Below are 21,172 nucleotides of genomic sequence, written 5' to 3'. Positions count from 1 at the left end.
CACAAATAAATACAGCTAACGCTAGTAGCGTAGCTTTTTCTCTCAAAGATAGATACGTTGAGTCTTTCTACCTGTTCAAAAAAGAAAAATGGCTTCTATAAGAAAACCATCATTCTGTTTCATAATCTGCTGATTTTACTATCTTTTCCAAGAGAAGCAAAAATATACATCTTTCTCAACGCAGAAAATCATATATTGGCATTTTATAATGGTAACATAGCCAAAAAAAACCGTCAACGTTTTTTTGATTTTATGATATAATATCCTTTTTTCTTTTCTACAACTTCGACTTCAGAAAATGTTTCCTCTAGTTTTTTAAGTGCAGATGGTGCACCTTGTTTCTTTTGAATAACAATCCAAAGTTCTCCACCCGGTACTAGATGATGGGCAGCTTCTTCTAAAATCTCATGTACGATATGCTTACCAGCACGAATCGGCGGATTAGATAGAATAGCAGCATACTTGCCATCTACATTTTCATAGACGCTACTTTGAAAAATACGAACGTTTGCAACTTTGTTATTAACCGCATTTTCTTTCGCAAGCCCAAGTGCCCTTTCATTCACATCCACCATGTGAACACTACGCTCCTGAAACTCTTTCGCCAATGATAAGCCGATTGGACCGTATCCACATCCGACATCTAATACATCGCCTTTGATATCCGGCATTTGAAACGCTTCAATTAAAAGACGAGAACCAAAGTCCACCTCGTTTTTCGAAAACACCCCATGGTCAGATAAAAAAACAAACCGCGATCCACGAAGTGCAAATTCCCATCGTTTACGATCACTTTTACTAGAAGGGTCGTTAGAAAAATAATGGTCTGCCATATGGCCACCTCTTTTCTTTACAGTTAAAAAAAAAGCTCGCATGAGAGCGAGCTTTTTTTAAAGCATCAAAAGTTAATTACTTAACTTCTACAGCAGCGCCAACTTCTTCAAGTTTAGCTTTGATTTCTTCAGCTTCTTCTTTAGCAGCAGCTTCTTTGATTACTTTTGGAGTGTTGTCAACTAATTCTTTAGCTTCTTTTAAGCCAAGACCAGTGATTTCACGAACAACTTTGATAACTTTGATTTTTTGTGCACCAGCGCTAGTTAGTTCCACATCAAATTCAGTTTTCTCAGCAGCAGCTTCTCCAGCGCCACCAGCAACAGCTACAGGAGCAGCAGCAGTTACGCCGAATTCTTCCTCGATAGCTTTTACTAAGTCGTTAAGTTCTAATACAGTCATAGATTTAACTGCTTCAATGATTTGTTCTTTAGTCATTGTAAATATCCTCCCTTAAATAGGTTTGTATTGTTGTATCGATAATACGTAATTATCTTTTAAAAAATTAAGCGCCTTGCTCTTCCTTTTGATCTGCAACTGCTTTAGTAGCAAGTGCAAGATTACGGATTGGAGCTTGAAGAACGCTAAGAAGCATAGAAAGTAAGCCTTCACGTGATGGAAGAGTAGCGATAGCTTTAACCTCATCAAGTGTTACAAGTTTACCTTCGATTACGCCTGCTTTAATTTCTAAAGCTTCATGATCTTTAGCGAAGTCGTTTAATACTTTCGCAGGAGCAACTACATCCTCGTTACTGAATGCGATTGCGTTTGGTCCTGTTAAGAATTCGTTTAACTCAGCCATTTCAACAGACTCTGCAGCACGACGAGTTAAAGAGTTTTTGTAAACTTTGAACTCAACGCCAGCTTCACGTAAGTTTTTACGTAATTCAGTTGCTTCAGATACTGTTAAACCACGGTAGTCAACAACGATTGTAGATTTACTTTCGCGAAGTTTTTCAGCGATTTCAGTCACAACTTGTTGTTTAGTTTCGATTGCTTTGCTCATGTTATTACACCTCCTGTAGATTATATAGAAGATGTACCGACAGTGCACTAAAAAACCTCCATGCCCAATTGTAGACATGGAGGCATATAGTCACAGAAAAAAATTCCGTTTCGTATATTAACACCTAGGTAGGAAATTAAGCCAAATTGGCACCTACTGTCTACGGTACACTATTTAAATTCACAACATAAATGATTATATTAAAACTTCTTTATGAAGTCAACTTCCAATTTTTACGCGATTGTAGAAACGTCTACACGTACGCCAGGTCCCATTGTAGAAGCAACAGTTGCGTTCTTCATGTAAGTACCTTTTGCAGCAGCTGGTTTAGCTTTTAATAGCGTGTCAGCAATTGTTTTGAAGTTTTCTACTAATTTTGCATCTTCGAAAGATACTTTACCGATTGGAACATGGATGTTACCAGCTTTATCAACGCGGTATTCAACTTTACCAGCCTTGATTTCGTTAACAGCTTTTGTTACATCGAAAGTAACTGTTCCAGTTTTAGGGTTTGGCATTAAACCTTTAGGTCCTAATACGCGACCAAGTTTACCAACTTCACCCATCATGTCCGGAGTTGCTACTACTACATCGAAATCGAACCAACCTTGTTGGATTTTACCGATGTAATCAGTATCGCCTACGAAGTTAGCACCAGCAGCTTCAGCTTCTTTTGCTTTTTCACCTTTAGCGAATACTAATACACGTTGTACTTTACCAGTACCGTGTGGAAGAACAACTGCACCACGAATTTGTTGGTCAGCTTTCTTAGGATCAACACCTAAACGGAATGCAGCTTCTACAGTTGCATCAAATTTAGCTGTGTTTGTTTTCTTTACTAATTCTACTGCTTCTGTTGCAGAGTAAGCAGTTGCACGATCAACAAGCTTCGCAGCTTCTACGTACTTTTTACCTCTTTTAGCCATGTTTATTTCCTCCTTGAATGTGGTTTTAGCGGAATAACCTCCCACGTTTACGCCTTCATTCCGGGAAAACCCCGAGGATGCGCGCCCATCCATTTATTTAAAAACGATACTCATTTACGATAATAAAGGTTGCGAATTGGAATTCCAGACCCGCAACCTTCTTTACAAAAAACAAATCGAATTAGTCTTCGATAACGATGCCCATACTGCGTGCAGTACCTTCAACCATACGCATTGCAGCTTCTACGCTAGCAGCGTTAAGGTCAGGCATTTTAGTTTCAGCGATTTCGCGTACTTTATCACGCTTAACAGTTGCCACTTTATTACGATTTGGTTCACCAGAACCAGACTCGATACCAGCTACTTTCTTAAGAAGAACAGCAGCAGGAGGAGTTTTAGTAATGAAAGTGAATGAACGGTCTTCGAATACCGTAATTTCAACAGGAATGATAAGACCAGCTTGATCTGCTGTACGAGCGTTGAACTCTTTACAGAAGCCCATGATGTTAACACCCGCTTGTCCTAATGCTGGACCAACTGGTGGAGCTGGGTTAGCTTTACCTGCAGGAATTTGAAGTTTTACCATTTTAATTACCTTTTTAGCCACGAGACACACCTCCTTAAGTCCGTGATGTGGTCAATTGGACAATGATTTGTCCTCCCACTTCATATTTTATCTATAACGATAAAATCTTTTTCAAAAAACGTCTCCGTTACCGAAGACGTACTGACTTAAAAGATATTATCACTTTTTACAATTCATTTCAAGTTTCATTTTATAATTTTTCAATTTGATGGAAGTCAAGCTCGACCGGCGTTTCGCGACCAAACATATCTACAAGCACTCGTACTTTTTGTTTTTCCATATCAATTTCTTCGATTGCACCTGTATAGTTTGCGAACGGACCTTCATTTACACGCACTGTTTCATGAAGTTCAAAGTCAAAATCAACAACTTCATTGTCCATTCCCATATGCTTCATAATGGTAACAACTTCCTCTTCTAATAGAGGAGATGGTTTTGAACCTGATCCGGAAGATCCAACAAAACCTGTCACGCCTGGTGTATTACGGACAACATACCAAGAATCGTCAGTCATAATTAGTTCAACTAACACATAACCTGGGAATACTTTTCTTTTTGTTAATTTTTCTTTTCCGTTTTTCATTTCTACTTCTACTTCTTCTGGGACAACAACACGGAAAATTTTATCTTGCATTCCCATTGATTCTACACGTTTCTCTAGGTTTGCTTTTACTTTATTTTCATATCCAGAATAAGTATGGACAACATACCAACTTTTTTCCATTCATTTAGGACGAGCGTCCTTCCCTCCCTGACGTACATTTTTTTGTGCAAATGAAAAAACCCGTTCACCGGGCTTTTACACAGTTCGTATAAATAACATTATATCATGGATAAGTACTTCTTATTCAAGAATTAACCGAATTAAAGAAGAAATACCCATATCAACCACTGCGAAGAAAATCGCAAAGAATACAACTGTTGCAATAACAGTAGTTGTTGAACGGAGTAATTCGTCTTTCTTAGGCCAACTTACTTTTTTCATTTCGCGACCTACATCGCCGAAAAAGTTCGTCAAACGCATTTACGGGACCTCCAGTGTATTATTTCGATTATTTATTTTGTTTCCTTATGAACTGTATGCTGATTGCATGTTTTACAAAACTTCTTTATCTCAAGTCGCTCCACTGAGCTCGTATCTTTCATTGTAGAGTAGTTTCGATTTTTACACTCTTCACATGAGAGTACAACTTTTTTTCTCATTTGTTACACCAACCTTGTAACATTATGTCCCTAAAAATGTATCATACAATAAAAGGTAATGTCAATGACATGCCGCTTACTCTCTTACAAAAAGAAAGCAGGAGATTCACTTCACTCCTGCAACATATACTATGAGTTTGAAGTTGTATTTTCTCTCATTTCCATATATCGTTCCAATTTTCTTTTTACACGTTGCAGAGCATTATCAATCGATTTCACATGCCTATTTAGTTGCTCTGAGATTTCTTGATAAGAACGACCATCCAAATATAAAGAAAGAACTTTCCTTTCTAAATCGCTTAATAATTCAGATATTTTTAGTTCTATGTCGGTATATTCTTCCTGACTGATGATCATCTCTTCAGGATCAGTCACCTTTGCTTCCGAAATAACATCTAATAGCGTACGATCAGATTCCTCATCGTAAATCGGTTTATCTAAAGAAACATACGAATTTAAAGGAATATGTTTTTGTCTCGTTGCTGTCTTAATAGCAGTAATAATTTGACGAGTAATACACAATTCAGCAAATGCTTTAAAAGAAGATAGCTTGTCCTCTTTATAATCACGAATTGCTTTAAACAATCCAATCATACCCTCTTGAACAATATCCTCTCGATCGGCCCCTACTAAAAAATACGATCTTGATTTTGCACGAACAAAGTTCTTATACTTGTGAATTAAATATTCAAGAGCATCAATATTACCTTTTCGAACTAACTCAACTATCGCCTCATCCTCTAAATCGCGAAACGTAACGTTGTTGGTACTTACGAAGCCTGCTTCCACTCTGATCCCTCCGACCGCTATTTATTTAGAAATATTATACAGTAAGCGTTTGAAGAGCGTCAATGTTTCAACGCTCTCCTCGCCTTAATTTTTCTAACTTTTCTGTAATATCTTTACTAAATATCGTTCGCATAGTAGGCTGTTTCTCTTTTGTAACTTGTGTCTGCTGGCGCACTTGTTGTTCCATCGCCTGCACTTCTATCTCTAGTTCGCGAGCTGATTTCCTAAGTGCTCCTTGCGCAAAGATAACCCACTGCTCCGTATAATCAGAAGTCGCAACATAAATTTGTGTATTAATGTTACGAAGCTCAATCGCGAGCTGTTCAATTTTTTCATCGGCCGTTTGATTTTTCCTTGTGAAAATAACTTCAACACGCGATTGTTTCATCTTCTTCTCAATACCGTAAACTGTATAAGCATCAAATACAATTATTACTCTCGTTCCTGTGTAGCCTTGATAATCCGCCATTTTATCAATTAGCGCGTCCCTTGATGCCTGTAAATCTACATCCTTCAATTTTTTTAAGTCTCTCCAAGCCCCAATAATGTTGTAACCATCAACGATTAAAATATCGTTCATTTTCACTCACCGATTTGGTGACGTTTACGATATACCTCATACATTAACAGACTTGCAGCTACCGAAGCATTTAAGGATGTAACTTTACCAACCATCGGTAAATGAATTAGGAAATCGCATTTTTCGCCAATAATACGGCTCATACCTTTCCCTTCGCTACCAATTACTAATCCGATTGGCATATTACCATCTAGGTTACGGTAATCCGTTTTTCCTTTTGCATCTGTACCTGCAATCCAAAGACCGCGTTCCTTCAATTCATCAATTGTACGGGATAAATTTGTCACACGCACAACAGGAATATATTCAATTGCTCCTGTTGAAGCTTTTGCAACTGATGCTGTAAGACCTACAGCTCTTCTTTTCGGAATAATAATCCCATGAGCCCCAGTCGCATCCGCCGTACGCATAATAGAGCCTAAATTATGTGGATCCTCAATTTCATCTAAGATTAAGAAGAAAGGATCTTCATTACGCTTAGCAGCCACTTCAAATAAATCCTCTAACTCTGCATATTGATATGCCGCCACTTGCGCAATTACACCTTGATGGTTCCCTTCAACAAGTTGATCTAACTTTTTCTTTGGTGCATGCTGCAAAATAATTTTATTTTCTTTTGCTAACGCTAATACAATTTGTACTTGTCCTTTGGCAGCACCTTCTGCAATCCAAATCTTATTAATATCTCTTCCAGATCGTAACGCTTCAATTACAGGGTTACGTCCAATAATGTATTCACTACTCATGATGATGTGCCCCCTTCCTTCGCTTCTAAAACATCAATTGCCTTATATACAAGTTCTTCTAATCTTTCTCGATTGTTCAATAAATAATGATAACCAAGCAGTGCCTCGAAGGCCGTGCTATAACGATATGTTTGTACATCCGTATTTTTCGGCACAGTACCCGAATTTGCATTACGCCCTCTTCTTAGTACCGCTTCTTCTTCCTCTGTTAAGAATGCCGTTTCTAATAAATGATAAACCACTTTCGCCTGCGCTTTCGCTGAAACAAAGCTTGTCCCTAAACGATGTAGCTGGTTAGGACGAACCGTTCCTTTTTGAAGAAGGTGATAGCGAATATATTGTTCATATACCGCATCACCCATATATGCTAACGCCAAGCTATTTAATTGCTTTGCATCGATCATACTTATCCTCTTTTCCATCTTGTACCTTGAGCGGTATCTTCTAAAATAATATTACGCTCTTTTAAATTATCACGAATTTGATCAGATAATGCAAAATCACGATTTTTACGAGCCTCGATACGTTTTTGGATGAGTGCTTCAATCTCTTCATCAAGCAACTCTTCTTTTGCTAATTCTAAACCTAAAATGCCAAACAATGTTTCAAATTGTTTTACATATGCTTCAATGACAGTTTTTGACGTATGCTCTTCTAATAAATATTGATTCGCATGATTTGCTAAATTATATAACTCAGTTATCGCATTTGCTGTATTGAAGTCATCATCCATCGCTTCTTCAAATGCCACTTGGAATTTATCCATTTCAGCTAACCATTTCTCATTATGGTCCGTTAAATCCGCACTGCTTTCCATGCGATGTTTTAAGTTTCCATAAGCCGTTTTAATTCTCTCTAATCCATTATTCGTACTTTGCAATAACTCTTCACTAAAGTTGATTGGATGACGATAATGTACAGATAACATAAAGAATCGGATTAACTGTGGATCATACTGTTTAATAATATCGTGAACTAAAATGAAGTTTCCTAATGACTTAGACATCTTTTCATTGTTAATATTAATATATCCATTATGCATCCAGTAACGTGCAAATGTTTTTCCAGTCAAAGCTTCTGATTGCGCAATCTCATTTTCATGATGTGGGAATGTTAAATCTTGACCACCAGCATGAATATCGATTGTATCCCCTAAATATTTACGTGCCATTGCCGAGCATTCGATATGCCATCCTGGACGACCTTTCCCCCAAGGGCTCTCCCAGAAGATTTCTCCTTCTTTCGCTGCTTTCCATAATGCAAAGTCAAGTGGATCGTGTTTCTTTTCTCCAACTTCAATACGTGCACCATGACGTAGGTCTGCAATTGGCTGATGTGATAATTTACCGTAACCTTCAAATTCCTTTGTTCGGTAATAAACATCACCTTCAGATTCATATGCATAGCCTTTATTCACAAGTTCCTGAATAAACTCAATAATGATATCCATATTTTCTGTTACACGAGGATGAACTGTCGCATGTTTGCAACCTAGTGCCGTTACATCTTCAAAGTACGCTTCAACAAAGCGATCTGCAATTGTTGGAACATCTTCTCCTAGCTCATTCGCCGCTTTAATTAATTTATCATCTACATCAGTAAAGTTAGAAACATATTGTACATCGTACCCTTTATATTCTAAATAACGACGTACTGTATCGAATACCATAGGTGGTCTTGCATTCCCAATATGGATATAGTTGTATACTGTAGGACCGCACACATACATTTTCACCTTATTTTCTTCTAATGGAACAAACGCTTCCTTTTGACGCGTTAACGTATTATAAATGTGAATAGTCATTTTTATCCTTCCTCTCTACTTTTAATGCAAGTTGCTTCTTTAATGCCTCAAGCTCTGCTTCCATCACTTTCAATTTATCAAAAATTGGATCCGGAAGATCTGAATGATTTAATTCCTGACCAATCTTTACTCCATTTTGAATTACGACACGACCAGGTATACCTACAACTGTAGAATGTGCAGGAACTTCTTTTAATACGACAGACCCTGCCCCAATTTTAGAATTTTCTCCAACGGTAATGGATCCAAGTACTTTTGCACCTGTTGCAATTAATACATTATCTTGAATTGTTGGGTGCCTTTTCCCTTTTTCTTTCCCCGTACCACCAAGAGTAACTCCTTGATAAATTGTTACATTATCTCCAATTTCACATGTCTCGCCAATAACAACTCCCATACCATGATCAATGAAAAAGCGTCGACCAATTGTTGCTCCTGGATGAATCTCAATGCCAGTAAAAAAACGACTAACTTGTGAAATCCAACGTGCAATAAAGAAAAAATTCTTTTTATAAAAAGCATGTGCAATTCGATGTGCCCAAACTGCATGTAATCCAGAATACGTTAAAATGACTTCGAAATAACCTCTTGCCGCTGGATCTTGTTCAAAAACGACTTCAATATCTTCTCGAAGCCTCTTAAACATCGATGTCCCCTCCCCTTTATGGGCTGCTTTTCCGAGTGAACTGATTTCTCCCTCACTTATCCCCCAGTCTTTATTCAAATACATAAAGACTTATAATCATTTACATGGTATAAAAAAAGACGCCTCTGTCAAATTGACAGAGACGCCTTATAAGCGCGGTTCCACTCTGTTTAGGCTAAAAAAAGCCTCAAACTCATCCATGATAACGGTTTACACCGCTTCTGCTTACTTTGCGTCATTAGACGTTTCCCGAAATGATTCGTTGTTGGGCAGAAGACTCGAAGGGGCATTTCGAAAATCCGCTTATAAACCACTTCCAGCCAAAAGGTGGTTCTCTCTGTAAAAAGCCTGACTTTCTACTTCTCCTTCTCGTCGCTTTTCCTTATTCGTTTTTTAGTACTCTTATTATATTTCTAAATTCGTTAAATGTTAACCAATTACTTTACGAATACGATTTAAAACTGTCTCTTTTCCAAGAAGCGCAATTGCATTTGGAAGTTCTGGGCCATGTGTTTGTCCAGTTGTTGCAACACGAATTGGCATAAATAAGTTTTTACCTTTATGGCCTGTTTCCTTTTGAACAGCCTTAATTGCCTTTTTAATTGCTGCCGGCTCTACTTCTTCTAAAGCTTCTAATTCCGCTGCGAATGCACGAAGTACTTCAGGTACTTGTTCACCTTTCAATACTTCTTGTCCTTCTTCTTCATAGTCTACATGATCTTTGAAGAACATTTCAGAAAGCTCTACAATTTCAGCTCCAAAGCTCATTTGTTCATGGTATAAAGCAATTACATCACGAACCCAAGCTTGTTCTTGTTCGCTTAGGCTTTCACTTACACGACCAGCTTTCACTAAGTGCGGTAGGCTTAATGCCACAACAGCATCTAGATCTTGCTTTTTCATATATTGGTTGTTCATCCATTTTAGTTTTTGAGAATCGAATAATGCAGGCGATTTTGATAAACGAGCTGCATCAAACATTTCAATAAATTCATCTTTAGAGAAAATTTCTTCTTCTCCTACTGGTGACCAACCTAATAATGCGATAAAGTTAAAGATTGCCTCTGGAAGATATCCAAGCGCTTGATATTGTTCAATAAATTGAATAATAGATTCATCGCGTTTACTTAATTTTTTACGACTTTCATTTACGATTAATGTCATATGACCAAACTGCGGGATATCCCATCCAAACGCTTCATAAATCATCATTTGTTTTGGTGTGTTAGAAATATGATCATCACCGCGAAGAACGTGCGTAATTTCCATTAAATGATCGTCTACTGCTACCGCAAAGTTATAAGTTGGAATGCCATCTTTTTTCACAATAACAAAGTCACCAAAGTCATTTGAGTGGAAAGCAACTTCATCTTTTACGATGTCTTTAAATGTGTAGTCGCGATTAGCTGGTACACGGAAACGGATACTTGGAATGCGGTCTTCCGCTTCAAATTGTTTGATTTGTTCTTCTGTTAAATCACGGTGATTACCTGCATAACGAGGTGTTTCACCACGAGCAATTTGTCCCTCGCGTTCTGCTTCTAATTCTTCTTCTGTCATATAACATTTATAAGCTAAACCACGCTCTAATAAATCTTCATATAACTTTTTATAAATATCTAAACGTTCTGTTTGACGATACGGTCCATATTCACCGCCAACATCAACACCCTCATCCCAGTCCATGCCGAGCCATTTCAAGTATTTTAATTGGCTTTCTTCACCACCAGCAACGTTACGTTTTACATCAGTATCTTCAATACGAATAATAAACTTGCCATCTTGATGACGAGCAAATAAATAATTAAATAATGCCGTACGCGCATTTCCGATATGTAAGTGTCCTGTTGGACTTGGCGCATAGCGCACTCTCACTTGCTTTTCCATAATTGGTACACCTTCCATTCTTAATGTCAACACATTCTATAATTGTACACCAAAAAAATACGATTATCCATCTTGCAAATCAAAAACCATTATTTTTCTGCAATAAGACCACTGCTTGAGAAGCAATTCCTTCTTCTCTACCTGTAAAACCTAATTTTTCTGTTGTTGTTGCCTTTACATTAATATTGTCAATAGAAGTTTCTAGCAACTCACTAATACGCTTTCGCATACTTTCAATATGTGGTGCCATCTTTGGCTTCTGTGCAATAATTGTACAGTCTAAGTTACCTAATTCATAGCCTTGTTCATGCACAAATTCCCAAACCTTTTGTAATAATACCGCCGAATCAGCATCCTTAAAGGCAGGATCTGTATCCGGAAAATGTTTTCCGATGTCACCTGCAGCAATCGCTCCTAAACATGCATCAGCAATTGTATGCAAAAGTACATCTGCGTCTGAGTGACCTAACAAACCTTTCTCATATGGAATTGTAATCCCCCCGATAATCAGCGGTCTACCTTCTGCAAATTCATGCACATCAAAACCTTGCCCAATTCGAAACATTGTTTACATCCTCCTCAAGCTAAACTACTAAGCTTTATGACTCTATATTATATCGCTGTCCCTATAAAGAAAAGCCCGGCAGTGACCGAGCTTTTCTTTATATTATACCACTGCCGCTATCCCTTCTGAACCTGTAAGAAACTTTCAGCGATTAATAAATCTTCTGGTGTCGTTACTTTAATATTATAATAACTACCCTCTACTACGCCTACTTCCTTACCAATGCGTTCTACAAGACTTGCATCATCTGTACCAAGAAAACATCCCTGTTTTGCACTTTGATGCGCTTCTAGTAAAAGTGCAACAGAAAATCCTTGCGGTGTTTGTACAGCTCTAAGGTGAGAACGCTCAACTGTTTCAACAACTGTATTTTGTTCTACCCTCTTTACTGTATCCTTTACAGGTACTGCACAAATGGAAGCACCTTTTTGCTTCGCTGTATTTAATACATCATGGGTCATTTTATTTGTTACAAATGGACGCGCTCCATCATGTACGAGAACATACTCAGTTTGCTTCACATGCTGAAGTGCATTATATACACTATCTTGTCTTTCAGCCCCACCTTGAATAAACTGCACACTTTTCTGAATCGGATATCTCTGCATTAACTCTTCAAAATAGGAACGTTCTTCTTCATTAATTGCCATAATAATACTTTCACATGCTTCATCTTTCTCAAAAGCACGTAATGTATGCACAATAATAGGCACTTCATCAATAAGCAAAAATAATTTATTTTTACCAGCACCCATTCGTTTCCCTTGGCCCGCTGCCGGAATAATTAATGTATACATGCTAATAATCCTCTACTTATAATGCTTTTTCTAATAATTTACGCTTTGCAAAAATCATGCGGCCAGCAGATGTTTGTAATACACTCGTAACAAGCACATCAAGTTGTGAACCGACATACTCCCTACCGTCTTCTACTACAATCATCGTACCATCATCTAAGTAAGCAACACCTTGATTTTGCTCTTTTCCATCTTTAACAACGTAAACACTTAATTCTTCACCAGGTAGCACAACCGGTTTAATCGCATTTGCTAAATCATTAATGTTCAGAACTGTTACTCCTTGTAGTTCGGAAACTTTATTTAAATTAAAATCATTTGTGACAACAGTACCACCAGTTACTTTCGCTAATTTCACAAGCTTGCTGTCCACTTCTTGAATGTCTTCGAAATCGCCTTCATAAATCTCTACCGGAATTGGCATCTCTTTTTGAATACGGTTTAAAATATCTAATCCTCTGCGACCTCGATTACGCTTTAATGCATCCGAAGAATCAGCAATATGTTGCAATTCCTCTAATACAAACTGCGGAATAACAATTGTTCCTTCTAGAAACTTAGTTTGGCAAATATCAGCAATGCGTCCATCAATAATTACACTTGTATCAAGGATCTTCCAATGTGAAGAAGATTCTTCTGTTTCTATTTCTTCACTTTCGCTATTATTATTTTTCTTCTTACCACCGCGCTGTGGTAATGTAAATAATCCTAACAGTTCATTTCTCTTTTTAAATCCTACTTGGAAACCTAAATAGCCAAGTAAAAGTGTAAAGAAGATTTGTAATACAGTGCTAATGACTGGAATTGTAAATTCACGAATTGGTATCAAAATTAAATATGCAACAATAAGACCAGAGATTAACCCTAACGTACCAAATAAAACATCTGCTACGGGCGCCTTTACAAGGGCTTCTTCAATGTGTTTAATAAGCTGAACAATATAATCTACAAGCCAAAATGTTGTTAGAAATAAAATAATTGCACCAATAATTGCACGAACATATGAACCTTCAAGAAAAGGGACTGCACCAATATCCAATACATCAATAATTTTTGGGATTAGAAAAATCCCCAACGCTCCCCCGATTACTAAAAAGAAGAGCTGTACGATCCGTTTTAACATCCAACCACCTCCTACTCATTATTAACCATTGTTTTGCTATTCAAAACGCCGAATGCAAAAGCGGACGTGTTTTTTCATAAATAGTTTTATTTACCAATATACCATATCATATACCAAAAATGTTCTAGTGTCGTTATATTGTAGAATCAATGTAATATTCTTAATTGTGTCTACTCATATAAAGATGCTCTTGAATTCGTTTTAAACCTTCTCGTATTTTCTTCGCTCGAACTTCTCCAATTCCTTCCACATCATCTAATTCATTAATCGTTGCACGACAAACACCTTGCAATGTTTTAAATCGATTAATTAAATTTTCAATAATAAGGGGGGGTACTCTAGAAATTTTACTTGTAATTCGATACCCTCTCGGTGTCACACTTTCTTCTAAGCTCGTTTGTCCTGAGTAACCAAGCAATTTAACTAAATCACTGTCTTCTAAAAGCTGTGCATTAGCAAGTTCCTGTAATTTTTTTAAAATTTGATAATGATCTTGCGTCTTCTCTTGATAATAGTCTTTAATTAACAATGCAGCCTCTGCTTCCAAATCTGCCAGTAATTCCGTCAGTTGTAAACGAATGAGTCTACCTTCTGTTCCTAGTTCATGAATATAACTTAGGATTTCATTCTTAATACGAAGTACCATTTCAGCGCTATGCAAAACATGAACCACTTCAGACAATGTAACAACCTCTTCAAATTCTAGAATGCCCAAATTCGTAATACCATCATTCCATACTGCCTTATATTTTTCTAAAGTTTGAATTGCTTGATTGGCTTTTGTTAAAATAACACCTATATCCTTTAATGTATAACGTAGACTTCCCTGATATAGCGTAATTACATTACGTCTTTGTGAAATAGCAATAACAAGGCTACCCGTTTGTTTTGCTACACGTTCTGCCGTACGGTGACGCATCCCTGTTTCAATAGAATCAATAGATGATTCAGGAACTAATTGCGCATTTGCAATTAAAATTTTGCTCCCTGTCTCATTTAAAATAAGCGCCCCATCCATTTTTGCCAATTCATATAAACTAGCTGGTGAAAACGCACAATTAATGTGAAATCCTCCATCAACAATACTTTTAATTTGTTCATTATATCCAAGAACAATTAAGCCACCTGTCTGTGCACGAAGTACATTATCTATTCCATCACGCAGCGGTGTTCCTGGTGCAACAAGCTGTAAAATATTAATCATACTTTTGACACGTTGCTTGTTTTCCTCCATAGCCTAGCCTCCTAATGTCAAGCGAAGCGCCTCTCCTAAATTGGAAACACCAACTACTTCAATCCCATCAGGAATTGTCCATCCCCCCAAATTTTTTCGTGGGATAATAGCACGTTGAAATCCTAATTTAGCTGCTTCTTGTACACGTTGTTCAATTCTTGATACCCTTCTTACTTCTCCAGTTAACCCCACTTCTCCTATCACCACGTCAGTCGGTGCAGTTGATTTATCTCGAAAACTTGAAGCGATACTTAAAGCAACCGCTAAATCAATTGCTGGTTCGTCTAATTTCAAACCACCAGCAACCTTTAAATACGCATCTTGGTTTTGTAATAATAAACCAGACCTTTTTTCTAGCACTGCCATAATCAGTGATACTCGATTATGATCAATTCCTGTAGCCATTCTCCGAGGATTTCCAAAACTAGTAGGAGAGATTAATGCTTGTATTTCTACTAAAACAGGTCTTGTTCCTTCCATCGAAGCAACAACTGTAGATCCTGCAACTCCAACAGGCCTTTCTTCTAGAAAAATTTCAGAAGGATTCAATACTTCTGCAAGACCGAGTTCCTTCATTTCAAAAATACCCATTTCATTTGTAGAGCCAAACCGGTTTTTTACCGCTCGCAAAATACGATATGTATGATGACGATCTCCTTCAAAATAAAGGACTGCATCCACCATGTGTTCTAACATACGTGGCCCTGCAATGGCACCTTCTTTCGTCACATGCCCTACAATAAAAATTGGAATCCCTTTCGTTTTCGCAAGCTTCATCAGTTCTGCTGTACATTCACGTACTTGTGCCACACTTCCAGGTGCTGAAGTCACTTCTGGTAAATAAATCGTTTGAATGGAATCAATCACAACGAAGGACGGATTCATTTCCTCAATATGCGCTACGATTCGCTGCAAATCTGTTTCCGACACAACAAATAAATTACCCCCATTTACATGGAGACGATCTGCGCGAAGTTTAATTTGCTTCGCTGATTCTTCACCCGATATATATAGTACATCATACGAAGAGTCTGCTAATTGTGATGATATTTGTAGTAACAACGTTGATTTCCCAATCCCAGGGTCTCCACCAATCAGTACAAGAGAACCATCAACAATCCCCCCACCTAGTACACGATTAAACTCTTGGAATTTCGTTTCAATACGGGCTTCAGACTTTATTTCCACTTCTGTAAGACGCCGCGGCTTTGTTACTTCTGTTTGAATTGCATTTGCATAGTTAAGACGCCGTGATGATACAACTTGTTCCATTTCTTCAACGAGTGTATTCCATTGTCCGCACCCAGGGCATTTCCCCATATATTTTGGTGATTGATATCCGCATTCTTGACATATAAATTTTGTTTTCTTTTTAGCCATTTTGTTTTATACTTCACTTCACTTTCATCTATAAACATAGATTCTTCTCGTACAACAAAGAGGGCTACCTGATAGCCCTCTTTGTTTGTCTATACTTATTTTACCTTTTCTGCACTGTGAATGACAAATGATTCTCCTTCTACATCAAAGATAACTTTTTGACCTTTCTCAATTGCTCCTTTTAGAAGTTCTTCTGATAATCGATCTTCCACATGTTTCTGGATTGCCCTACGAAGTGGACGAGCACCATATTCACGATCAAATCCTTTATCAGCAATCGTTGCAATTGCTGCACTTGTTAATTCTAAGTCGATTTCTTGCTCTTTTAATCGTTTCACTAATTGATTTACCATAAGTGTTACAATTTCTTGAATATGTTTTTTCTCAAGCATATGGAACACAATGATTTCATCGATGCGGTTTAAGAATTCTGGACGGAATGCCTTTTTCAATTCATCCATTACTTTACCTTTCATATCTGAATAGTCACGACTCTCATCTTGCACGTTAAATCCAAGATGCTTATTACGTTTTAATGCCTCAGCACCAACGTTAGAAGTCATAATAACAATTGTATTTCGGAAATCAACTGTGCGGCCTTTAGAATCTGTTAAACGACCGTCTTCTAACACTTGTAATAAAATGTTAAATACGTCTGGATGTGCTTTCTCTACTTCATCTAATAGAACAACAGAGTATGGTTTGCGACGAACTTTTTCTGTTAATTGACCGCCTTCTTCGTACCCAACATATCCTGGAGGAGATCCAACTAAACGAGATGTAGAATGTTTCTCCATATACTCAGACATATCGATACGAATCATTGCATCCTCATCACCGAACATGGATTCTGCTAATGCTCGCGCTAGCTCTGTCTTACCTACACCAGTCGGTCCTAAGAAAATAAATGAACCAATTGGACGTTTTGGATCTTTTAACCCCGCTCTTGCACGTCGCACTGCTTTTGCTACAGCAACAACCGCTTCATCTTGACCAATTAGACGATCATGTAAAATAGACTCTAAGTTCAGCAATTTATCTGTTTCTGTTTGTGCAAGCTTAGAAACCGGAATACGTGTCCATGTAGAAACAACATTTGCAATATCTTCTACTGTTACTTCTGAATTTTCTTTTCCTTGCTGTTCTTTCCATTGACGTTTTGTATCTTCTAATTTTTCACGTAAACGTTGTTCCATATCTCGTAAAGAAGCGGCCTTTTCAAATTCTTGGCTTTGTACAGCTGCATCTTTTTCTTTACGAATTTCCTCAAGCTTCACTTCAAGTTCTTTTAAATTTGGTGGCGTTGTATATGAACGCAAACGAACTTTTGATGCAGCTTCGTCAATTAAATCAATTGCTTTATCAGGTAAGAAACGATCTGTAATATAGCGATCTGAAAGTTTTACCGCTGCGTCAATTGCATCGTCTGTAATGGATACGCGATGATGTGCCTCGTAGCGGTCACGGAGACCTTTTAAAATTTGAATAGACTCTTCTAGACTCGGTTCATCAACCTGGATTGGTTGGAAACGTCTCTCTAACGCTGCATCTTTTTCAATATACTTACGATACTCATCTAGCGTTGTAGCTCCAATACATTGTAATTCACCACGTGCTAAAGATGGTTTTAAAATATTAGATGCATCGATTGCACCTTCTGCACCACCTGCACCAATTAATGTATGAAGTTCATCAATAAATAAAATGATATTACCCGCTTGGCGAATCTCATCCATTACTTTCTTTAAACGATCTTCAAACTCACCGCGATATTTTGTACCAGCAACAACAGTACCCATATCTAGTGTCATAACACGCTTATCACGTAATGTTTCCGGAACTTCATTATTTACGATTTGCTGCGCTAATCCTTCTGCGATTGCTGTTTTACCTACACCTGGTTCTCCAATTAACACTGGATTATTTTTCGTTCTACGGCTCAGTACTTCAATAACACGTTGTATTTCCTTACTACGGCCGATAACAGGGTCTAATCGATTTTCACGTGCAACAACTGTTAAATCACGCGCTAAGCTATCAAGTGTTGGTGTATTCGCATTTGTTGAAGAACCACCTTGGTGACCTGAAGTAGCTTCATTGCTTCCAAGAAGCTGTAGTACTTGTTGCCTTGCTTTATTTAAACTTACACCTAAGTTATTTAAAACACGTGCTGCAACGCCTTCACCTTCACGAATCAAACCTAGTAAAATATGTTCTGTTCCAACATAGGAATGACCTAATTTACGCGCTTCGTCCATAGATAATTCGATTACCTTTTTGGCACGAGGTGTATAATGAACCGTTTGAGATACCTCTGTTCCACGGCCAATTAATGCTTCTACTTCCTTTTGTACCTTTTCTGGACTTAATCCAAGAGCAATTAACGCTTTAGCTGCAATTCCTTCCCCTTCGCGTACAAGCCCAAGTAAAATATGTTCTGTTCCAATATTATTATGCCCAATGCGAATTGCTTCTTCTTGAGATAAAGCTAATACTTTCTGTGCTCGCTCTGTAAATCTTCCAAACATCATAGAAATCGCCTCCTACTTGCGCTCAATTTTGTTCAATTCGTAATCGTTCACGGATTAACGTTGCTCTTCGATAATCTCTTTCCTCTGGCCCTAAAGGACCACCTGCATATTGCTGTAAAATCCCTGGCTGGGTCAGGACCATTAGCTCTGTTAAAATATTTCTCGATATATTTTTTATATAGCCAAGATCAATGCCAAGTCGTACATCGGATAAGCAAGTAGCTGCCTCCGCTGATTCAATTAAACGGCTATTAGCCAAAACACCGTAAGAACGATACACCTTATCTTCAAGCTCAATACTTGAATTTTTCACAATTAATTCTCGGGCCAATCTTTCTTGCTGTATAAGTTGATGAATGACACTCTTTAAATCTGCTATAATATCTTCTTCTGACTTTCCTAGTGTCATCTGATTAGAGACTTGAAATATATTCCCTAACGCTTCGCTACCTTCACCATATATTCCCCTTACTACCAATCCTAATTTTTGAATTGCCTGTATAATACGGTTTATTTGCTTCGTTAAAACAAGTGCAGGCAAATGAATCATTACAGAAGCTCTTAACCCCGTACCTACATTTGTAGGACAACTGGTAATATAGCCAAGTGATTCATCAAAAGCATACTCAACCACTTCTTCAATCTTATTATCCATTTGATTTGCACTTTGAAGCGCCTCAGATAATTGTAGTCCAGGGAATAGACATTGAATTCGCACATGATCTTCTTCATTAAGCATTACACTCATATGTTCGCTTTCTGATAATAGACAAGCTCCAAATTCTGTCCCTGCAAGGTTAGGACTAATTAAATGTTTTTCTACTAAAACTCTCCGCTGTAAGGGCTTTAGATCACTCATCTTTAATAACTCAAAATCAACAAAAGTTTCCGTTGTTTCATTAACAAACTTTTGCTGAAATAACTCAGTAATCTGCTTAGCTTCTTCGTCTGTCTGCATAGTAGGGAAATGATATTTTTTTAAATTACGAGCCAAACGAATACGACTGCTTAAAACAATGTCAGAATCAGGGCCATCTCCCTTCATCCAAGGGCTAATTGCTTCATTCATAATACGATCCAGTGACATAGAATTATTCCCCCTTTCTATGCTCACTAAGCTGATTTTCGATACTTCGAATTTGATCACGGACTTGAGCCGCTTTTTCAAATTCTTCTTTCTGTACATATTGCTTCAAACTTAGTTTTAGTTCATCTAATTCTTTCTTTAAGTGGATATTTCCTCCCATATGTTCTGGAATTTTTCCACAATGATGCGTATGACCACCATGAAGACGCTTCAACATTGGCTTTATTTGTTCTCCAAATGCCTCATAACAAGAAGAACAGCCAAAACGCCCCACCTTTGCAAATTGTTCATATGTCATCTTACAATCTGGGCATTTTAAAACCTTTGAATCTGTAAAATGATTCTCTTGTTGTTCAAACATCGATGGTTCACCATGTAGTAATCCAGCTAATAAGTCATGAAAGGAAAAACTGGATTGTGGTGATTGAAAGAAAGACGTATAGCCACTTTGTTCTGCACATTGCTCACAAAGATGAACTTCCGTCTTTTTTCCATTTACTACTTTTGTATAATGTAAGGCCGCTGGTCTTATATTACAGTTTTGACAAGTCATCTCTATCCCCACCTTTACAACAGGAACGATCTATTTCATAATACTTTTCATACATTACAAAATTTTCTCCTTCACTTAATCAGTTTTGCAAAGGTACATGTTGTCTGTAAAAAACTATTATGAATTGTATTACTCTCAAAAACATTTCTTAACAAAAGTTATATTTATTTATATTTCAGTGTCCTTAACATTGCGCATAATATGCGCGCCCTAAGTTGATCTCTAGAAGATGCATCCATTAATAATACAGAGCGATCTAATACACTTAACATAAGTTTGGCTTCCCTCTTTGTTACAATACCTTCTTCTATTAAGCGTATAATAATACTTTCTGCATTTCCTTGTGCAATACTATGCTCAATCATATGAAACATTTGATCAATAATGTCTATATCGTCATGCAATTTGACTTTGATAATGCGAATGTAACCTCCTCCACCTCGTTTACTTTCCACTACAAATCCTCTTTCCAATGTAAAGCGGGTATTGATTACATAATTAATTTGAGACGGAACACAATCAAATCGATCCGCGATCTCATTTCTCTTAATTTCAATCACATTATTGTTGCTTAAGTCAATAACTTGCTTTAGATATTGCTCAATGATATCAGATATATTTCTCATTTATCCGCCACCTTTATTGACTTTGACTATCTTTGACTTTAATTATATACGTATTAAAAAAATTTGCAACTCTTTTGCCTCTTCATTATCCTAGCCATAATTTTCATTGTTTAATCACAAGATTTATTGTTTATAAAAGAATACAAAAAAGCACGAGTCAATTGACTCGTGCTTTAATTGCTTGGCGACGTCCTACTCTCACAGGGGCAAGGCCCCAACTACCATCGGCGCTAGAGAGCTTAACTTCCGTGTTCGGTATGGGAACGGGTGTG

General features: G+C 37.4%; 24 protein-coding genes, 1 rRNA gene and 2 other annotated features. All 25 genes read right to left on the bottom strand.

The features are described from left to right. Positions 1-233: 233 nt before the first annotated feature. Positions 234-833 carry a class I SAM-dependent methyltransferase gene (locus ACIQ7L_RS24460; RefSeq protein ID WP_400572367.1) on the bottom strand — a complete coding sequence of 200 codons (600 nt, stop codon included), beginning with the start codon at positions 831-833 and terminating at the stop codon, positions 234-236. A 76-nt stretch (positions 834-909) separates the two neighbouring features. Beyond that, positions 910-1,269: a 50S ribosomal protein L7/L12 gene (gene rplL / locus ACIQ7L_RS24455; protein WP_000159736.1), complete on the bottom strand. Its 360-nt coding sequence runs from the start codon at positions 1,267-1,269 to the stop codon at positions 910-912. Between the two features lie 67 nt (positions 1,270-1,336). Next, entirely contained in the window at positions 1,337-1,837 is a 501-nt protein-coding gene (gene rplJ / locus ACIQ7L_RS24450; RefSeq protein WP_097898942.1) for a 50S ribosomal protein L10, read from the bottom strand. Positions 1,838-1,877: 40 nt separating this feature from the next. After that, positions 1,878-2,021: a sequence feature (ribosomal protein L10 leader region), on the bottom strand. A 49-nt stretch (positions 2,022-2,070) separates the two neighbouring features. Continuing rightward, positions 2,071-2,763, bottom strand: coding sequence for a 50S ribosomal protein L1 (gene rplA, locus ACIQ7L_RS24445; protein ID WP_400572365.1), 693 nt, complete (start codon positions 2,761-2,763; stop codon positions 2,071-2,073). Positions 2,764-2,944: 181 nt separating this feature from the next. Then, entirely contained in the window at positions 2,945-3,370 is a 426-nt protein-coding gene (gene rplK / locus ACIQ7L_RS24440) for a 50S ribosomal protein L11 (RefSeq protein WP_001085872.1), read from the bottom strand. Positions 3,371-3,539: 169 nt separating this feature from the next. After that, on the bottom strand, positions 3,540-4,073 hold the full coding sequence (nusG, locus tag ACIQ7L_RS24435) for a transcription termination/antitermination protein NusG (RefSeq protein ID WP_000415795.1): 534 nt from the start codon (positions 4,071-4,073) through the stop codon (positions 3,540-3,542). A gap of 120 nt (positions 4,074-4,193) precedes the next feature. Then, positions 4,194-4,373 (bottom strand): preprotein translocase subunit SecE, encoded by a 180-nt coding sequence (secE, locus tag ACIQ7L_RS24430; protein WP_097898943.1) that lies wholly within the window; start codon positions 4,371-4,373, stop codon positions 4,194-4,196. 32 nt (positions 4,374-4,405) lie between these two features. After that, positions 4,406-4,552, bottom strand: coding sequence for a 50S ribosomal protein L33 (rpmG, locus tag ACIQ7L_RS24425; RefSeq protein WP_002070160.1), 147 nt, complete (start codon positions 4,550-4,552; stop codon positions 4,406-4,408). A gap of 129 nt (positions 4,553-4,681) precedes the next feature. Next, a complete protein-coding gene (locus tag ACIQ7L_RS24420; RefSeq protein WP_400572362.1) occupies positions 4,682-5,341 on the bottom strand; it encodes an RNA polymerase factor sigma-70 in 660 nt (219 codons plus the stop codon). A 67-nt stretch (positions 5,342-5,408) separates the two neighbouring features. Then, positions 5,409-5,921, bottom strand: a complete 513-nt coding sequence (locus ACIQ7L_RS24415) for an NYN domain-containing protein (RefSeq protein WP_400572360.1) — start codon at positions 5,919-5,921, stop codon at positions 5,409-5,411. Between the two features lie 2 nt (positions 5,922-5,923). Then, the gene (gene rlmB, locus ACIQ7L_RS24410; RefSeq protein WP_400572359.1) at positions 5,924-6,667 is read right to left on the bottom strand and encodes a 23S rRNA (guanosine(2251)-2'-O)-methyltransferase RlmB; all 744 of its coding nucleotides are present in this window, start codon (positions 6,665-6,667) and stop codon (positions 5,924-5,926) included. Beyond that, positions 6,664-7,071, bottom strand: coding sequence for a Mini-ribonuclease 3 (locus tag ACIQ7L_RS24405; protein WP_097898947.1), 408 nt, complete (start codon positions 7,069-7,071; stop codon positions 6,664-6,666). The genes rlmB and ACIQ7L_RS24405 overlap by 4 nt, the downstream gene beginning before the upstream one ends. Positions 7,072-7,073: 2 nt before the next feature. Further along, positions 7,074-8,471, bottom strand: a complete 1,398-nt coding sequence (gene cysS / locus ACIQ7L_RS24400) for a cysteine--tRNA ligase (RefSeq protein ID WP_400572356.1) — start codon at positions 8,469-8,471, stop codon at positions 7,074-7,076. Next, positions 8,452-9,117, bottom strand: coding sequence for a serine O-acetyltransferase (gene cysE, locus ACIQ7L_RS24395; RefSeq protein WP_097898949.1), 666 nt, complete (start codon positions 9,115-9,117; stop codon positions 8,452-8,454). Before cysE ends, cysS begins: the two co-directional genes overlap by 20 nt. A 135-nt stretch (positions 9,118-9,252) precedes the next feature. Next, positions 9,253-9,499 (bottom strand) — a binding site (T-box leader). Between the two features lie 47 nt (positions 9,500-9,546). Beyond that, on the bottom strand, positions 9,547-11,004 hold the full coding sequence (gene gltX, locus ACIQ7L_RS24390) for a glutamate--tRNA ligase (protein ID WP_400572354.1): 1,458 nt from the start codon (positions 11,002-11,004) through the stop codon (positions 9,547-9,549). Positions 11,005-11,083: 79 nt separating this feature from the next. Beyond that, complete coding sequence (gene ispF, locus ACIQ7L_RS24385) at positions 11,084-11,569, bottom strand: 2-C-methyl-D-erythritol 2,4-cyclodiphosphate synthase (protein WP_097898951.1); 486 nt, start codon at positions 11,567-11,569, stop codon at positions 11,084-11,086. Positions 11,570-11,685: 116 nt separating this feature from the next. After that, on the bottom strand, positions 11,686-12,366 hold the full coding sequence (gene ispD / locus ACIQ7L_RS24380; protein ID WP_400572352.1) for a 2-C-methyl-D-erythritol 4-phosphate cytidylyltransferase: 681 nt from the start codon (positions 12,364-12,366) through the stop codon (positions 11,686-11,688). A gap of 16 nt (positions 12,367-12,382) precedes the next feature. After that, entirely contained in the window at positions 12,383-13,489 is a 1,107-nt protein-coding gene (locus ACIQ7L_RS24375) for a PIN/TRAM domain-containing protein (RefSeq protein ID WP_335358655.1), read from the bottom strand. Between the two features lie 160 nt (positions 13,490-13,649). Beyond that, positions 13,650-14,723, bottom strand: coding sequence for a DNA integrity scanning diadenylate cyclase DisA (gene disA, locus ACIQ7L_RS24370; RefSeq protein WP_400572350.1), 1,074 nt, complete (start codon positions 14,721-14,723; stop codon positions 13,650-13,652). Positions 14,724-14,726: 3 nt separating this feature from the next. Next, positions 14,727-16,103 carry a DNA repair protein RadA gene (radA, locus tag ACIQ7L_RS24365; protein ID WP_400572348.1) on the bottom strand — a complete coding sequence of 459 codons (1,377 nt, stop codon included), beginning with the start codon at positions 16,101-16,103 and terminating at the stop codon, positions 14,727-14,729. 95 nt (positions 16,104-16,198) lie between these two features. Beyond that, positions 16,199-18,634, bottom strand: a complete 2,436-nt coding sequence (gene clpC / locus ACIQ7L_RS24360) for an ATP-dependent protease ATP-binding subunit ClpC (protein ID WP_400572346.1) — start codon at positions 18,632-18,634, stop codon at positions 16,199-16,201. Positions 18,635-18,656: 22 nt separating this feature from the next. Next, positions 18,657-19,721, bottom strand: a complete 1,065-nt coding sequence (gene mcsB, locus ACIQ7L_RS24355; RefSeq protein ID WP_400572345.1) for a protein-arginine kinase McsB — start codon at positions 19,719-19,721, stop codon at positions 18,657-18,659. Between the two features lie 4 nt (positions 19,722-19,725). Then, positions 19,726-20,274, bottom strand: coding sequence for a protein-arginine kinase activator protein McsA (mcsA, locus tag ACIQ7L_RS24350; protein WP_400572343.1), 549 nt, complete (start codon positions 20,272-20,274; stop codon positions 19,726-19,728). Positions 20,275-20,438: 164 nt separating this feature from the next. Beyond that, on the bottom strand, positions 20,439-20,900 hold the full coding sequence (locus ACIQ7L_RS24345) for a CtsR family transcriptional regulator (protein WP_400572341.1): 462 nt from the start codon (positions 20,898-20,900) through the stop codon (positions 20,439-20,441). 179 nt (positions 20,901-21,079) lie between these two features. Beyond that, a 5S ribosomal RNA gene (rrf, locus tag ACIQ7L_RS24340) occupies positions 21,080-21,172 on the bottom strand; the annotation flags it as partial.

The sequence above is a fragment of the Bacillus sp. NPDC094106 genome (assembly GCF_044764345.1).
Taxonomy (GTDB): Bacteria; Bacillota; Bacilli; order Bacillales; family Bacillaceae_G; genus Bacillus_A.
Note: the sequence above shows the minus strand (reverse complement) of the source record. Positions and strands in the feature narration are given on the sequence as shown.

Bases quoted from the DNA above. Each gene is read 5' to 3' on its own strand.
- disA (WP_400572350.1), bottom strand. From the start codon at position 14,723: ATGGAGGAAAACAAGCAACGTGTCAAAAGTATGATTAATATTTTACAG.
- rpmG (WP_002070160.1), bottom strand. From the start codon at position 4,552: ATGAGAAAAAAAGTTGTACTCTCATGTGAAGAGTGTAAAAATCGAAAC.
- cysE (WP_097898949.1), bottom strand. From the start codon at position 9,117: ATGTTTAAGAGGCTTCGAGAAGATATTGAAGTCGTTTTTGAACAAGAT.
- ispF (WP_097898951.1), bottom strand. From the start codon at position 11,569: ATGTTTCGAATTGGGCAAGGTTTTGATGTGCATGAATTTGCAGAAGGT.
- radA (WP_400572348.1), bottom strand. From the start codon at position 16,103: ATGGCTAAAAAGAAAACAAAATTTATATGTCAAGAATGCGGATATCAA.
- mcsA (WP_400572343.1), bottom strand. From the start codon at position 20,274: ATGACTTGTCAAAACTGTAATATAAGACCAGCGGCCTTACATTATACA.
- ispD (WP_400572352.1), bottom strand. From the start codon at position 12,366: ATGTATACATTAATTATTCCGGCAGCGGGCCAAGGGAAACGAATGGGT.
- nusG (WP_000415795.1), bottom strand. From the start codon at position 4,073: ATGGAAAAAAGTTGGTATGTTGTCCATACTTATTCTGGATATGAAAAT.
- ACIQ7L_RS24345 (WP_400572341.1), bottom strand. From the start codon at position 20,900: ATGAGAAATATATCTGATATCATTGAGCAATATCTAAAGCAAGTTATT.
- ACIQ7L_RS24415 (WP_400572360.1), bottom strand. From the start codon at position 5,921: ATGAACGATATTTTAATCGTTGATGGTTACAACATTATTGGGGCTTGG.
- ACIQ7L_RS24460 (WP_400572367.1), bottom strand. From the start codon at position 833: ATGGCAGACCATTATTTTTCTAACGACCCTTCTAGTAAAAGTGATCGT.
- mcsB (WP_400572345.1), bottom strand. From the start codon at position 19,721: ATGTCACTGGATCGTATTATGAATGAAGCAATTAGCCCTTGGATGAAG.
- rplA (WP_400572365.1), bottom strand. From the start codon at position 2,763: ATGGCTAAAAGAGGTAAAAAGTACGTAGAAGCTGCGAAGCTTGTTGAT.
- ACIQ7L_RS24405 (WP_097898947.1), bottom strand. From the start codon at position 7,071: ATGATCGATGCAAAGCAATTAAATAGCTTGGCGTTAGCATATATGGGT.
- rplJ (WP_097898942.1), bottom strand. From the start codon at position 1,837: ATGAGCAAAGCAATCGAAACTAAACAACAAGTTGTGACTGAAATCGCT.
- clpC (WP_400572346.1), bottom strand. From the start codon at position 18,634: ATGATGTTTGGAAGATTTACAGAGCGAGCACAGAAAGTATTAGCTTTA.
- secE (WP_097898943.1), bottom strand. From the start codon at position 4,373: ATGCGTTTGACGAACTTTTTCGGCGATGTAGGTCGCGAAATGAAAAAA.
- rplL (WP_000159736.1), bottom strand. From the start codon at position 1,269: ATGACTAAAGAACAAATCATTGAAGCAGTTAAATCTATGACTGTATTA.
- rlmB (WP_400572359.1), bottom strand. From the start codon at position 6,667: ATGAGTAGTGAATACATTATTGGACGTAACCCTGTAATTGAAGCGTTA.
- cysS (WP_400572356.1), bottom strand. From the start codon at position 8,471: ATGACTATTCACATTTATAATACGTTAACGCGTCAAAAGGAAGCGTTT.
- ACIQ7L_RS24375 (WP_335358655.1), bottom strand. From the start codon at position 13,489: ATGTTAAAACGGATCGTACAGCTCTTCTTTTTAGTAATCGGGGGAGCG.
- gltX (WP_400572354.1), bottom strand. From the start codon at position 11,004: ATGGAAAAGCAAGTGAGAGTGCGCTATGCGCCAAGTCCAACAGGACAC.